The organism is Actinomycetospora sp. CA-101289 (assembly GCF_050955895.1).
Classification (GTDB): Bacteria; Actinomycetota; Actinomycetes; order Mycobacteriales; family Pseudonocardiaceae; genus Actinomycetospora.
In genome coordinates this window covers 1,552,742-1,565,571 of sequence record NZ_CP192093.1, presented here as the reverse complement: position 1 = coordinate 1,565,571, position 12,830 = coordinate 1,552,742, and the positions used below count along the sequence as shown (strand labels likewise).

15 protein-coding genes are annotated in these 12,830 nt (G+C 75.4%); 8 read left to right on the top strand and 7 right to left on the bottom strand.

Features of this window, described 5'->3' with window-relative positions; translation table 11 throughout:
• Nucleotides 1-11: 11 nt before the first annotated feature.
• Nucleotides 12-371, bottom strand: a complete 360-nt coding sequence (locus tag ACQPX6_RS07805; protein ID WP_433786670.1) for a hypothetical protein — start codon at nucleotides 369-371, stop codon at nucleotides 12-14.
• A 114-nt stretch (nucleotides 372-485) separates the two neighbouring features.
• On the opposite strand from ACQPX6_RS07805, the gene ACQPX6_RS07800 reads away from it, so the two are divergent.
• Together ACQPX6_RS07800 and ACQPX6_RS07795 are read left to right on the top strand one after the other, a co-directional pair.
• A complete protein-coding gene (locus ACQPX6_RS07800; RefSeq protein ID WP_433786668.1) occupies nucleotides 486-1,406 on the top strand; it encodes a diacylglycerol/lipid kinase family protein in 921 nt (306 codons plus the stop codon).
• A gap of 456 nt (nucleotides 1,407-1,862) precedes the next feature.
• Entirely contained in the window at nucleotides 1,863-2,117 is a 255-nt protein-coding gene (locus ACQPX6_RS07795) for a WhiB family transcriptional regulator (RefSeq protein WP_433786667.1), read from the top strand.
• A gap of 123 nt (nucleotides 2,118-2,240) precedes the next feature.
• Here ACQPX6_RS07795 and ACQPX6_RS07790 read toward each other — a convergent pair whose 3' ends face one another.
• Nucleotides 2,241-3,737: a sensor histidine kinase gene (locus ACQPX6_RS07790; protein ID WP_433788217.1), complete on the bottom strand. Its 1,497-nt coding sequence runs from the start codon at nucleotides 3,735-3,737 to the stop codon at nucleotides 2,241-2,243.
• Nucleotides 3,738-3,814: 77 nt separating this feature from the next.
• Between ACQPX6_RS07790 and ACQPX6_RS07785 the strand changes: the two genes are divergently transcribed.
• Nucleotides 3,815-3,889, top strand: a complete 75-nt coding sequence (locus tag ACQPX6_RS07785) for a 50S ribosomal protein bL37 (RefSeq protein ID WP_378034828.1) — start codon at nucleotides 3,815-3,817, stop codon at nucleotides 3,887-3,889.
• Between the two features lie 71 nt (nucleotides 3,890-3,960).
• Here the strand turns inward: ACQPX6_RS07785 and rsrA are convergent, their stop codons facing one another.
• Both rsrA and ACQPX6_RS07775 read right to left on the bottom strand, forming a co-directional pair.
• Nucleotides 3,961-4,299 (bottom strand): mycothiol system anti-sigma-R factor, encoded by a 339-nt coding sequence (rsrA, locus tag ACQPX6_RS07780; protein ID WP_433786666.1) that lies wholly within the window; start codon nucleotides 4,297-4,299, stop codon nucleotides 3,961-3,963.
• Nucleotides 4,296-4,985 (bottom strand): sigma-70 family RNA polymerase sigma factor, encoded by a 690-nt coding sequence (locus ACQPX6_RS07775; protein ID WP_433786663.1) that lies wholly within the window; start codon nucleotides 4,983-4,985, stop codon nucleotides 4,296-4,298. Before ACQPX6_RS07775 ends, rsrA begins: the two co-directional genes overlap by 4 nt.
• A gap of 237 nt (nucleotides 4,986-5,222) precedes the next feature.
• Between ACQPX6_RS07775 and ybaK the strand changes: the two genes are divergently transcribed.
• Entirely contained in the window at nucleotides 5,223-5,705 is a 483-nt protein-coding gene (ybaK, locus tag ACQPX6_RS07770; RefSeq protein WP_433786662.1) for a Cys-tRNA(Pro) deacylase, read from the top strand.
• Here ybaK and ACQPX6_RS07765 read toward each other — a convergent pair.
• On the bottom strand, nucleotides 5,695-6,819 hold the full coding sequence (locus ACQPX6_RS07765; RefSeq protein WP_433786660.1) for an epoxide hydrolase family protein: 1,125 nt from the start codon (nucleotides 6,817-6,819) through the stop codon (nucleotides 5,695-5,697). The genes ybaK and ACQPX6_RS07765 overlap by 11 nt on opposite strands.
• Before the next feature lie 62 nt (nucleotides 6,820-6,881).
• On the opposite strand from ACQPX6_RS07765, the gene ACQPX6_RS07760 reads away from it, so the two are divergent.
• Entirely contained in the window at nucleotides 6,882-7,841 is a 960-nt protein-coding gene (locus tag ACQPX6_RS07760) for a helix-turn-helix transcriptional regulator (RefSeq protein WP_433786659.1), read from the top strand.
• A gap of 9 nt (nucleotides 7,842-7,850) precedes the next feature.
• Here ACQPX6_RS07760 and ACQPX6_RS07755 read toward each other — a convergent pair whose 3' ends face one another.
• Nucleotides 7,851-8,510: an alpha/beta hydrolase family protein gene (locus ACQPX6_RS07755; protein WP_433786658.1), complete on the bottom strand. Its 660-nt coding sequence runs from the start codon at nucleotides 8,508-8,510 to the stop codon at nucleotides 7,851-7,853.
• Nucleotides 8,511-8,517: 7 nt separating this feature from the next.
• A complete protein-coding gene (locus ACQPX6_RS07750; protein WP_433786656.1) occupies nucleotides 8,518-9,306 on the bottom strand; it encodes an SOS response-associated peptidase in 789 nt (262 codons plus the stop codon).
• A gap of 57 nt (nucleotides 9,307-9,363) precedes the next feature.
• On the opposite strand from ACQPX6_RS07750, the gene aroA reads away from it, so the two are divergent.
• The 3 genes from aroA to ACQPX6_RS07735 are packed head-to-tail and all read left to right on the top strand — an operon-like array spanning nucleotide 9,364 to nucleotide 12,828.
• Entirely contained in the window at nucleotides 9,364-10,674 is a 1,311-nt protein-coding gene (gene aroA / locus ACQPX6_RS07745) for a 3-phosphoshikimate 1-carboxyvinyltransferase (RefSeq protein ID WP_433786654.1), read from the top strand.
• A gap of 11 nt (nucleotides 10,675-10,685) precedes the next feature.
• The gene (rsgA, locus tag ACQPX6_RS07740) at nucleotides 10,686-11,717 is read left to right on the top strand and encodes a ribosome small subunit-dependent GTPase A (RefSeq protein ID WP_433786653.1); all 1,032 of its coding nucleotides are present in this window, start codon (nucleotides 10,686-10,688) and stop codon (nucleotides 11,715-11,717) included.
• A gap of 34 nt (nucleotides 11,718-11,751) precedes the next feature.
• Nucleotides 11,752-12,828 (top strand): cation diffusion facilitator family transporter, encoded by a 1,077-nt coding sequence (locus tag ACQPX6_RS07735; protein ID WP_433786652.1) that lies wholly within the window; start codon nucleotides 11,752-11,754, stop codon nucleotides 12,826-12,828.
• The last annotated feature ends 2 nt before the right edge of the window (nucleotides 12,829-12,830 follow it).

The following is a 12,830-nucleotide window of genomic DNA, read 5'->3' as shown; positions in this document are numbered from 1 at the left end:
GTGGGCGGGCGTCACTGCCCGGCCCACTCCCGGGCCGGGCGCGACACCAGGCCCGCCAGCACCGCCGCGGCGAACACCAGCACCGGCACGCCCCAGTCGGGGCGCCCGGAGGGCACGGCGGCGTAGAAGGCGCAGCCGATGGCGAGCAGCTGGGCGACCACCGACGGCCCGCGCGCGCCCCGGCGCCCGAGCAGCAGCGCGACCCCGGCCACGACGACGGCGACCGCGAGCAGGGCCACGAAGCCCCACACCGAGAACGTCAGGCCGGCGACGACCATGACCACGACGACGACCACGCCGACGACACCCTCCGCGAGCACGCCGAGGGCCGCGAGGCGCACGGGACGGGGCACCATCGGACCAGCGCTCACACCGGTCAGCCTAGGCGTCGCCACCCTCCGGGTCGGGGGGACGGTGGAGAGATCGGCGACATCCGGACCCCGCACCCCCCGGACGGAGGGGGCGGGCCGTCTACGGTGAGCGCCGTGCGCGCGCTGCTCGTGGCCAACCCGTCGGCCACCACGACGACGGCCGCCGGTCAGGACGTCATCGCGCACGCGCTCTCCAGCGAGATCAAGCTCGACGTCGTCCAGACCCGCTATCGCGGGCACGCCGCCGACCTCGCCGCCCGCGCCCGCGCCGAGGCCGTGGACCTCCTCGTCGTGCTCGGCGGCGACGGCACGGTGAACGAGGCCCTCAACGGGCTGCTCGCCGACGGGCCGGGCCACCACGTGCCGGCGCTGGGCGTCGTGCCCGGCGGCTCGGCCAACGTCTTCGCGCGCGCGCTCGGCGTGCCCCGCGAGCCGCTGGAGGCCACGCACACCCTGCTGGGCGCGATCGCCGAGGGCCGCTCGCGCACCGTCGGGCTGGGGCGCGCCGACGAGCGGTGGTTCAGCTTCAACGCCGGGCTCGGGTGGGACGCCGACGTCATCGCCTCCATGGAGCGGGCCCGCGGGCGCGGGCGCGAGGCCACGCCCACCCGCTACGTCGCCACCTCGATCCGCCGCTGGACGCGGGCGCGCGTCGACCCGCCCGACCTGACCGTCGAGATCCCCGGCCAGGAGCCCGTCAGCGGCGTGCGCCTGGCGCTGGTGTCCAACACCGACCCCTGGACCTACCTCGGCGGCCGCCCGGTGCGCACCAACCCGGGCTGCTCGTTCGACGGCGGCCTCGGCGTCTTCGCGCTGCGCCACCTCGGCCTGCCCACCGTCCTGCGCCTCGTGCACCAGGTGCTGCGCCGCGACGGGGCCACCGGGCTGCGCTCGGTGGTGCGCCACGACGACGTGCCCGCGCTGCGCATCACCTCGAGCGAGCCGGTGAACCTCCAGGTCGACGGCGACCACCTCGGACAGCGCAGCGACGTCGAGTTCGTCTCGGTCCCCGACGCGCTCCGGGTGGTCGCGTGAAGCGCCGGTGTGGTCGGGGCGCGTCTCCCCCGGGTCTCTGAATCGAGCCGTGCTGCTCACCCCTGACGACCGCTCGTCGCACGGTCCAGGACAGGTGGACGGTTCGTCGTGTCGGGATCGTCGCTCGTCGCAGCCGGACGGCCATGACGGTGCGCGCCATTCCACTCACCGACCGAGTTCGTCCGTCGAGCCGCTTGCCACTCGATCTCACTGGTCACGTCCTGCAGATTGAGTCGCATCCCCCGCGAATACCGGGAAGGACGCACGACCCGAGAGGGACGGGCAGTCCGGACCGGATGGGTCCGGCGTCCGAGAAGTGATCGGACGGCGGGCGGGAGGTCGACACCAGACCTCCGTGCCAGGTCGAGGGCCCGACGGAGGGCCCGCGACGAGGTCGACACGACGACGACCACGACGAGTGCGCGCCCCGAAGCGCACCCACCGAGGAGCTCAGCAATGGACTGGCGGAACGACGCTGCTTGCCGCGACGAAGACCCGGAACTGTTCTTCCCGGTCGGCACGAGTGGCCCCGCACTTTCCCAGATCGCGCGCGCCAAGAGCGTGTGCCGGCGTTGCCCGGCCATGACCGAGTGCCTCAAGTGGGCGCTCGAGTCGGGCCAGGACGCGGGCGTCTGGGGCGGAGCGAGCGAGGACGAGCGCCGCGCGCTCAAGCGTCGCGGCATCCCGGCCGAGGTGCACACCGGAGCCTGACCGACCGGGATCGAACGCTCGCTCCCCACGCGTCCGGTCCCGCCGGCACCGAGAGCTCGACCCGAGGGCCCCGGCCCCGTCCACGAGGACGGCGCCGGGGCCTTCGTGCGTGTGCGGGCACCGTCAGCGACCCCGGTGCTGCAGCGGCACGCCCAGCACCGCGCGCGTGCCGCCGTCCTCGCCGGGACGGATGCTCAGACTGCCCGCCAGCTCGGAGTCGACGAGGGTGCGGACGATCTGGAGGCCCAGCCCCGGGGCCCGCTCCAGCGAGAACGTCTCGGGCAGCCCGCGCCCGTCGTCGCGGACCTCCACCTCGAGCTGGGCGGCGGTGCGCCGGGCGGCGATGACCACGGAGCCCGACGACCGCTCGGCGAACCCGTGCTCGAGGGCGTTCGACACCAGCTCGGTGACCACCATGACCAGCGGCGTCGCCATCACGGCGGGCAGCACGCCGACCTCGCCCTCGCGGCGCATCGAGACGCGCCGGTCGGGGCGGGCCAGGTCGTTCATCATCGGCAGCACCCGGTCGAGGACCTCGTCGATGTCCACCCGCTCGTCCACCGACGCGGCCAGCGCCTCGTGCACCAGCGCGATCGAGGCCACCCGGCGCACCGACTCGGTCAGCGCCTCCTGGGCCTCGGCGTGCGGCGTGCGGCGGGCCTGCAGGCGCAGCAGCGCGGCGACGGTCTGCAGGTTGTTCTTCACGCGGTGGTGGATCTCGCGGATCGTGGCGTCCTTGCTCAGCAGCGCGCGGTCGCGCCGGCGCACCTCGGTGACGTCGCGGACCAGCACCAGGGCCCCGCTGGGCACCCCGCGGGGCCGCAGCGGCAGGGCGCGCAGCACCGCCGAGGCCCCGTGGCCCTCGAGCTCGGAGCGGGAGGACGGCGTGCCCGCCAGCGCGCCGCGCAGGTGCTCGGCCGCCTCGCCGGCCTCGAAGGCGTCGTCGGCGACCTCGCGGACCACGGTGGCGAGGTCGGCGCCCACCAGCTCCTCGGTGCGGCCCAGGCGGTGGAACGCCGAGGCGGCGTTGGGGCTCGCGTAGAGCACGCGCCCCGACGAGCTCAGGCGCACCAGCCCGTCGCCCACCCGGGGCGTCGACGAGCCCTCGTCGCGGCCGGCGGCGACCGGGAACGTCCCGTCGGCCACCATCTGGCACAGGTCGGTGGCGACGGCGAGGTACGAGACCTCGAGGGTGCTGGGCACGCGGGGCGCGGCGAGGTTGGTGTCGCGGCCGAGCACGGCGACGACCCCGGGGCCGTCCCCCGGCACGCGCACGGGCACCACCTCGCGGCGGACCGACCGTCCCCGGTGCCAGCGCGGCTGGTCCTCGCGGCGCATCGCCGCGTCCTCCAGGGCCCGTTCGAGCTGCGGGACCTGGCTCGCCGACGCCGTGCTGCCCACCATGTCCTCGGGGTGGGCGGTCGCCGTCGTCGTCGGGCGGGACTGCGCGACGCAGAGGAACCGCCGGTCGCGGCCCTCGCCCACGGGCACCCACAGGAGGAAGTCGGCGAACGACAGGTCGGCGAGCAGCTGCCACTCGGCGACCACCCGCTGCAGGTGGGCCACCGCGGCGCCGGTCAGCGCCGTGTTCGCCGCCAGCAGGTTCGACAGCGTCGACACCGGGCGGCCACGGTTCCCCACGGCGATCATCCAACCACCGCGCGGGTCGGCGCCTCCCGACGTGGGACGATGGCCCCATGTCGAAGCGCGCGCGCCAGAAGCGGGACCGCAAGAAGAAGGCCAGCAACCACGGCAAGCGCCCCAACTCCTGAGCGCCTGCCCCGCACGCACGAGGGCCCGCCCGCGGTGATCGCGGGCGGGCCCTCGTGCGTCGTGCGGGGCGTCAGCTGCGCCAGGACTCCACGCGCGTCTGGTTGACCTCGACGACGGTGCCGGACGGGCCGCGCTCGACGGTGACGTCGGCCTGCTCGAGCACCGTGTGGCGGATCTGCTCGCGCAGCCGCTGGTGCAGACCGGCGGGCGCGTGCTCCCCGCCGCAGCTGCGGCTCAGCAGCGTCTTGACCTTCTCCTCGAGCCCGTAGCGGGCCAGGCACGGGCCACACTCGTCGAGGTGGCGGCGCAGCTGGGCGTCGCGCTCGGCGTCGCACTCGTTGTCGAGCAGCAGCCAGACCTCGGCGAGGACCTCGGAGCAGTCGGTCTCGTGGGGCTCTCCGCAGCTCATCGCGCGGCCCCCTCTCCCGTCGTCACGCGGGCGCCGTTCTCGTCGCGCAGGAAGCCGCGCTCGCGGGCCGTGCCGGTGAGCGCCTCGCGGAGCTGGCGGCGGCCGCGGTGCAGCCGCGACATCACGGTGCCGATCGGCGTGCCCATGATGTCCGCGATCTCCTTGTAGGCGAAGCCCTCGACGTCGGCGAGGTACACCGCCATCCGGAAGTCGTCCGGCAGGGCCTGCAGCGCGTCGCGGATGTCGTTGTCCGGGAGGTTCTCCAGCGCCTCGGCCTCCGCGGACGGCAGCCCGGCCGAGCTGTGCTCACCGGCCTGGGCCAGCTGCCAGTCCTGGATCTCGTCCGTGGGCGACTGCTGGGGCTGGCGCTGCTTCTTGCGGTAGGTGTTGATGTAGGAGTTGGTGAGGATGCGGTACATCCACGCCTTGAGGTTGGTGCCGGGGGTGAACGAGGCGAACGAGGCGTACGCCTTGAGCACCGTCTCCTGGACCAGGTCCTCCGCGTCGGCGGGGTTGCGAGTCATCCGCAGGGCCGCCGCGTAGAGCTGGTCGACCATGGGCATGGCGTCGCGCTCGAACCGCTCGGCGCGCTGCTCGGGCGTCTCGGTGGCCAGGTCGACCTCGCCGGGCCGCCCGGCCTCGTCGTCGCGCTGGTCAGGTGTCGTCGCCCTCGCCGCGTCGGCCACGGGGCTCCCTTCGGGCCGCGCTCTCGGCGCGGTCGGGACGTCGGTGAATCCCGCGGAGACTACCCGCGTCGGGAACACCCCACCCCGCCCCGCGGACGACGTCACGCCGTCGAACGGCGCCGCGGCGGCCGGACGGGCCTCCGCCCTCGTCATCACTGCTGGCATGTCCGGGTCAACGCCGTCCCGGGGTGCGGGATTCCCCGCGACCTGCGGGGGCCCGGACTAGCCTCGCGCCCCGTGGCGCGACGAGCGGCGGCATCGACCCCGGCCCTGGCGGTGCTGGACGACGCCGGCGTCCCGTACGCCACGCACCCCTACACCGCGCCGGGCCGCGCCGCCTACGGCACCGAGGCAGCCGAAGCCCTGGGCCTCGACCCGCACCGGGTGCTCAAGACGCTGGTCGCCGAGGTCGACGGCACGCCGGTGCTCGCGATGGTGCCGGTGGCCGGGACGCTCGACCTCAAGGCGCTGGCGGCGGCGTGCGGCGGCAAGCGCGCCGTGATGGCGGACCCCGCGAAGGCCCAGCGCCTCACGGGATACGTCGTCGGCGGCATCGCCCCGCTGGGCGGGCGCCAGCCGCTCGCCGTCGTCGTCGACCTCTCGGTCGTCGAGCACGCGACCGTCTACTGCTCGGCCGGCCGTCGGGGGCTGCAGATGGAGCTGGCCCCCGACGACCTCGTCGCCGCCACCGGCGCCGAGCTGGCCGAGATCAGCTCCTGAAGAAGACCCGCAGGTCGGCGACGATCGCCTCCGGCACCTCCAGCACCGCGTAGTGCCCGCCGCGCTCGTGCCGGCTCCAGTGGACGATGTCAGTGTTGTCCCGCTCGGCGAACACCTTGATCGTCTGGAAGTCGTCGGCGAACACCTGGACGCCGGTACGTGCCGCGCTGACCTGCGGCTCGACCCCGCAGTGCGCCTCCTCGAAGTGGTAGCGCGCGGCCGCCGCCATGGTGTTCGTCAGCCAGTAGAGCGAGACCTGGGTGAGGATCTGCTCCTCGGTCACCAGGCTCGTGCCGTTGCCGAAGGAGGTGAACAGCTCGTTGTAGGCGAGCTGACCGACCGGCGAGTCGGCGAGCCCGACGGCGACGGTCTGCGGGCGCGAGCCGTTCATCTGGTTGTAGCCGCCGACCTGCTGGAACCACTGCATGTGCTCGAGCCCGGCGTAGTCCGACGGCTCGAGGCGCTCGAACTCGCTCGGGTCACCCGACGGGAAGCTGAACAGCTGCAGGACGTGCAGGCCGAGGAACCCGGGCGGGTCGAGGAGCCCGAGCTCGCGGGAGATCATCGCGCCGCCGTCGCTGCCGTGGGCGCCGTAGGTCTCGTAGCCGAGCCGGCGCATGAGCCTGTCGTACGTGCGCGCGACGCGGGCCATCGTCCAGCCACGGTCGGCCAGCGGCGTCGAGAAGCCGAACCCCGGCATCGACGGCACGACCACCGAGAACGCGTCCTCGGCCCGCCCGCCGTGCGCGACGGGGTCGGTGAGCGGCCCGATCAGGTCCAGGAACTCGGCGAACGACCCCGGGTAGGTGTGCAGCAGGAGCAGCGGCGTCGCGCCCGCCTCGACCGAGGGCACGTGCACGAAGTGGATCGTCTGGCCGTCGATCTCGGTGCGGTAGTTCGGCACGGCGTTCATCCGCGCCTCCTGGGCGCGCCAGTCGAACGTCGTGCGCCACTGCTCGACCATCGCGGCGAGGTAGTGGTTCGGGGTGCCGTAGTCCCAGTCGTCCCCGGGCGCCGGACGCGGCAGGCGGGTGCGGGCCAGCCGGTCGTCGAGGTCGTCGAGCTCGGCCTGCGGGACCTCGATGGTGAAGGGGGTGACGGTGTCGCTGCTCATGGGAGAACGGTAGGAACCAACCAGGCACGTTTCCTTCCTCGTTCTGCGCCAGGATTCGTCCCGTGCGCGACACCTCGGCCCGGATGCTGGCCCTCCTGTCCCTACTGCAGTCACGGCCCGACTGGCCGGGGCCGGAGCTCGCCGAGCGCCTGCGGGTGAGCACCCGGACCATCCGCCACGACGTCGCCCGGCTGCGCGAGCTCGGCTACCCCGTCGACGCCGAGACCGGGCGGACCGGCCACTACCGGCTCGGGGTGGGCGCCTCGCTCCCGCCGCTGCTGCTCGACGACGACGAGGCGGTGGCGATCGCCCTCGGCCTGCGCGCCGGCACGGGGCTGGCCGGGACCCGCGAGGCCGGCGACCGCGCGCTCGCCAAGCTCGACCGGGTCCTCCCGCACCGCCTGCGCCGGACCGTCGCCGCCCTCACGGCGGCCACCGACCGCGGGCCCGAGAACACCGGGTCCGACGCCCCCGACCCCGAGGTCGACCCCGCGGTGCTGCGCACGGTCGCCGAGGCGATCCGCGACCGGACGTCGCTGCGGGTCGGCGGCGTCGACGGGCCGGCGCGGCCGCTCGAGCCCTACCGCCTCGTGAGCTGGGAGCGTCGCTGGTACGTCGTGGTGCGCGATCCCCACGACGGGCGGTGGACCGTGCTCCGTGCCGACGGCCTGGAGCTGCGCACCCCGGCCGGGCCGCGCTACGCCCCGGTCGAGCCACCCGAGGACCTCACCGACCTCGTGCTGCGCGAGGTCGCGGCCACGGGGTGGTCGGTGCACGCGCGGATCGTGGTCGAGGCGCCGGCGGCCGAGGTGCTGGCGCGGATCAACCCCGCTGTCGGGGTGGTCGAGCCGCGGGACGCGCGGAGCTGCGTGCTCGTCACCGGCGCGGACAGCGTCGCGACCGTGGCCGCGTACATCGGCATGCTCGACCTTGACTTCCGCGTCGACGGGCCCCCCGAGCTGGTGGCGCAGCTGCGCACCTCGGGCGAGCGGTACCTGCGGGCGGTGGCGGGCGCCAGGTGAGCGCGGAGGTCACTCCACGGGCGGGAGCTCCCGGACCCCGGGGAAGAGCCCCTCGAGCCAGGCCCCGACGGCGTCGCGCACGGGACCCTTGGCCCGCAGCGAGTGGTCGCCGCGCACGGTGACGACCTCGCGGTGCTCACCGGCCGACGGGACCCCGAAGCGGTCGGCGTCGCCGGAGACCGCGAGCACCGGGATGCCGGCCGCGTCGACGGCGTCGATCTCGGGCCCGCGGTCGGGACGCGTGCCGTCCTTGCGGGCCGGGGCGAGCAGCGGGAACGCCAGCGTGAGCACCCCGACCGGGGGCGGCGCCGCCGTGATCGCCCCGCGGCACGCCACCCGCGCGCCCGACGACCGCCCGCCGTGGACCTGCGGGGTGTCCGGGAAGCGGTCGGTGAGCGCGGCGAGCACGCAGGCCCAGGACTCGTCGAGCTGGGCAGCCGGGGCGGGCGCCTTGCGGCCGGCCACCCGGTAGGGCTGGAGCACGCGCGCGACCGCGAGGGACAGCCCGTCGCCCGCCTCGCCCGCGGCGAGGAGGTCGGGCGCCTCGATGCCCCCGCCCGCGCCGTGCCCGAGCACCATCAGCCCGGAGCACAGCCCGGACCGGCGCAGCGCGACCCGGGCGGGGCCGTGGGGCGTCGGGACGTCGAGCTCGTCGACCTCCGTGGTCATCGGGTGATCACTGGGTGGCCGGCACGTCGGCATCCAGGTCGAGGTCGAGCCCGACCTGCTCGGGCTCGTCGTGGGTCTCCTCGAGCAGCTCCGGGCCGTGGTTCGCCACGTTGTTGACCTTGGTGGACACCTGGCGCAGCTCGAGCGACGTCAGCAGCTCCGGCGGCGGGGGCTCGAGCAGCCCGCTGGGGTCGTCGTTGTCGGGGTCGAGCCAGGCCTGCCAGCGCTCGGCGGGCAGCACCAGCGGCATCCGGTGGTGGATCGCGGTGAGCGGGCCGGCGGCGTCGACGGTGACCACGGTGGTGCTGATCAGGGGGGCGGTGCCCTGCGGCGCGTCCTTCGGCCGCCACGTCTCCCACAGCCCGGCGAAGGCGATCGAGCGCCCGCCCGGCAGCGTGATGAAGTACGGCACCTTGCGTCCGGCGGGCCCGTCGCGCTGCCACTCGAACCACCCGTCGGCCGGGAGCAGGCAGCGCCGCCCCTTCGCCGCGCGCCGGAAGGCGGGCTTGCTGGTCAGCGAGTCGGCCCGGGCGTTGATCATGCGGTTGCCGACCTTGGGGTCGTCGGCCCAGCCGGGCACCAGGCCCCAGCGCATGGCGCGCAGGCTGCGCTCGAGGCGCTGCGGGTCGGCCTTGCCCGCCGCGTCGCGCGGGTGCCGGTCGACCACCGCGAGCACCGTGGTGGTGGGCGCGACGTTGTGCTCGGGGCCGGGCCACGCCCCGTCGGTGGCGTCGAGGGCGTCGAACTCCTCGGCGAGGGTGGCCGGGTCCTTCGCCTGGCTGTAGCGGCCGCACATGGGGTCCATCCTGGCACCGGCCCCCGACAGCCGACGGCTCGCGAGAGGATGGGGGTCATGGAGCAGGCGTGGAGCGCACCGGTGGCGCACGGACCGGTCCGCGGCACGGTGTCGGTGCCCGGGTCGAAGTCGGTGACCAACCGGGCGCTGGTCCTCGCCGCGCTGGGCGCCGACGGGCGCACGCGCCACGTCCGCGGGGCCGCGCGCTCGCGCGACACTACGCTGATGGCCGGGGCGCTGGCCGCGCTCGGGGCGACGGTGACGACGTCCGACGGGCGCGCCGGCACCGTCGACCTGGCCATCACCGCCCCGGAGACCTTCCACGGCGGGCACGTCGACTGCGGGCTCGCGGGCACCGTCATGCGCTTCGTGCCGCCGCTGGCGGCCCTCGCCGACGGCCCCGTCGTCCTCGACGGCGACCCCCGCGCCCGCGAGCGCCCGATGGACGGCATCGTCGCCGGCCTGCGCGGTCTCGGCGTCGACGTCACCGGGGAGGCGCTGCCGCTGACCGTCGCGGGCGGGCCGCACCCGGCGGGCGGCGAGGTGACCGTCGACGCGTCGGCCTCGAGCCAGTTCGTGTCCGGGCTGCTGCTCTCGGGCGCCCGCTACGCCCGCGGCGTCACCGTCGCCCACGCCGGCGAGCGCGGGGTGCCGTCGCTGCCGCACGTCGCGATGACCGTGGCGATGCTGCGCGCGGCGGGGGTCACCGTCGACGAGGGCACCGACCGCTGGCACGTCGCCCCCGGCCCCGTCCGGGCGCCCGGGGTGCTCGACGTGGAACCGGACCTCTCCGGCGCCGCGGTGTACCTCGCCGCGGCGGTCGCCACGGGCGGCGAGGTCACGGTGGCGGGCTGGCCCGCGACCGACCTGCAGCCCGGGCGCACCGTGCTCCGCGTGCTCGAGGCCTTCGGCGCGCACGTCGAACTGAACGCCGACGGCCTCACCGTCCGCGGCCCCGACCGGCTCGCGGGCGTCGACGTCGACCTCACCGAGGTCAGCGAGCTCACCCCCACCGTCGCCGCGCTGGCCGCCCTCGCCGCGCGCGACGGGGCGCGCTCGCGGCTGCGCGGGGTCGGGCACATCCGGGGCCACGAGACCGACCGGCTCGCCGCCCTGGCCGCCGAGCTGGTCACGGTCGGGGCGCGCGTCACCGAGACCGACGACGGCCTGGAGATCGCGCCGGGGCCGCTGGGTGCGCCCACCCGGCCGTGGCGGGCGTACGCCGACCACCGCATGGCCACCGCCGGCGCGATCGTCGGGCTCGTGGTGCCCGGTGTCGCGATCGACGACGTCGCCGCCACCACCAAGACCCTCCCCGACTTCGCCGACGACTGGCCCGCGCTCGTCACGGCGCCGGTCGGGGCCTGAGGGGGCGGGCGGTGCCGAGCGGGTCACGGGGCGGCGGGCGCGGCGAGACGTCGCGGCTCGACGAGTCCGACGTCCGGGTGCGCCCGGGCCGGGGCACGCGCCCGCGCAGCAAGCGCCGCCCCGACCACGCCGACGCGACCGAGGGCATGGTCGTCGGCGTCGACCGCGGGCGGTGGACCTGCGCGCCGGACGCGGACCCCGACCTCCGGGTCACCGCCATGCGCGCCCGCGAGCTCGGGCGCACGCCCGTCGTCGTCGGCGACCGCGTGGGTCTGGTCGGGGACGTCTCCGGCGGCGAGGACGCGCTGGCACGCATCGTGCGGGTGTCCGAGCGCGCGAGCGTCCTGCGCCGCACCGCCGACGACACCGACCCCTACGAGCGGGTCGTCGTCGCCAACGCCTCGCACCTGATCATCGTCACCTCGCTCGCCGACCCGCTCCCCCGCACCGGGTTCGTCGACCGCGCGCTGGTCGCGGCCTACGCGGGCGGGCTGACGCCGGTGCTGTGCCTGACGAAGGCCGACCTCGCCGACCCGGAGCCGTTCGCCGCGCAGTACGCGGAACTTGACCTGCCTGTGGTCGTCACGCGCGCCGGGGACCCGGAGCAGGTCCGCCCGGTCGTCGACGGGCGGGTCACCGCGCTCGTCGGGCACTCCGGCGTCGGCAAGTCGACGCTGGTCAACCAGCTGGTGCCGGACGCCGACCGCGCGGTGGGCGTCGTGTCGGGCGTCGGCAAGGGGCGGCACACGTCGACCTCGGCGGTGGCCCTCGCGCTGCCCGACCACCGGGGCTGGGTGATCGACACGCCGGGCATCCGCTCGTTCGGCCTCGCCCACATCGCCCCCGACGACGTGGTGGCCGCGTTCGGCGACCTGGCCACGGCGATCGAGGACTGCCCCCGCGGGTGCTCGCACCTCGGACCGCCCGCGGACCCGGAGTGCGCCCTGGACGCCGAGGTCGCCGCCGGGCGGCTCCCGGAGGGGCGGCTGGAGGCGCTGCGCCGCGTGCTCACCGCGCTGCGCATCCCGGCGTGGGAGACCTGACGTAGACGCCCGGGCGGCCGGGTAGCACGGGAGGGTGGCGGACGAGGACGAGGACGGGAGCTCCGGTGAGGGCTCCGGGGGCGGCGAGTCGACGCTCACCGTCGTGCTGGCGCTCGCGGCGAACGCGCTGGTCGGGGTGCTCAAGCTGGTCGCGGGCCTGCTCACCGGGTCATCGGCGATGCTCGCCGAGGCCGCGCACTCCGTGGCCGACACGACCACCGAGGTCTTCCTGTTCACCGCCCTGCGCCGCTCGGGGCGGCGGGCCGACCGGCGCCACCCCTTCGGCTACGGCAAGGAGCGCTTCTTCTGGGCGATGATCGCCGCGGTGTCGGTGTTCGTCACCGGCGCGGCCTACTCGATCTACGAGGGCATCGCGACGATCGTCGAGCACCCGCGCGACCCCGCCGAGGAGCAGTACGCGTGGGTGGCCTACGCGGTGCTCGGGCTGTCGGCGCTGATCGAGGGCACGTCGTGGCAGCAGGCCGTGCGGCAGGTGTGGCGCGAGAAGCGCGAGCTGCGCCTCTCGCTGCGGAGCTATCTGCGGCTCTCCGACGACCCGACGGTCAAGAGCGTGCTGTTCGAGGACACCGCCGCGCTGGTGGGCCTGCTGTTCGCGCTGGCCGGTGTGGGCCTGCACCAGCTGACCGGGTCGTCGGTGTGGGACGGCATCGCCTCGGTCATGATCGGCGTGCTGCTGGGCTTCGTCGCCTACGCGCTGGGGCGCACGAACAAGAACCTGCTCATCGGGCGCTCGGCGGAACCGCGGGTGATGCACGCGGTGTTCGACCACCTCGCGGACGCCCCCGAGGTCGACACCGTGGTCGACCTGCAGTCGATGCTCACCGGGACCGACAGCGTGCTGCTGTGCGCGCGGGTCGACTTCGTCGACGACCTGACGGCGGCCGACCTCGAGCGCGCCTGCGTGCGCCTCGACGACGAGCTGCGCGAGCGCTTCACCGACCTCGACCAGATCTTCATCGAGCCGGTGCCGCGGTCCGACCCGGATCTGCGGGCCGCCGTGCTCGAGCGCTACGGGACGCTCCTGGCCACCTGGCAGCAGGAGCACGACCGGGCCCGGTCCCCGTCCCGCTCCGGGCGGTCGCCGGGCTGACG

Excerpts from the sequence above, each read along its gene's own strand:
- ACQPX6_RS07795 (WP_433786667.1), top strand. The coding sequence starts at position 1,863 with ATGGACTGGCGGAACGACGCTGCTTGCCGCGACGAAGACCCGGAACTG.
- rsrA (WP_433786666.1), bottom strand. The coding sequence starts at position 4,299 with ATGAGCTGCGGAGAGCCCCACGAGACCGACTGCTCCGAGGTCCTCGCC.
- aroA (WP_433786654.1), top strand. The coding sequence starts at position 9,364 with ATGGAGCAGGCGTGGAGCGCACCGGTGGCGCACGGACCGGTCCGCGGC.
- ACQPX6_RS07750 (WP_433786656.1), bottom strand. The coding sequence starts at position 9,306 with ATGTGCGGCCGCTACAGCCAGGCGAAGGACCCGGCCACCCTCGCCGAG.
- ACQPX6_RS07755 (WP_433786658.1), bottom strand. The coding sequence starts at position 8,510 with ATGACCACGGAGGTCGACGAGCTCGACGTCCCGACGCCCCACGGCCCC.
- ACQPX6_RS07765 (WP_433786660.1), bottom strand. The coding sequence starts at position 6,819 with ATGAGCAGCGACACCGTCACCCCCTTCACCATCGAGGTCCCGCAGGCC.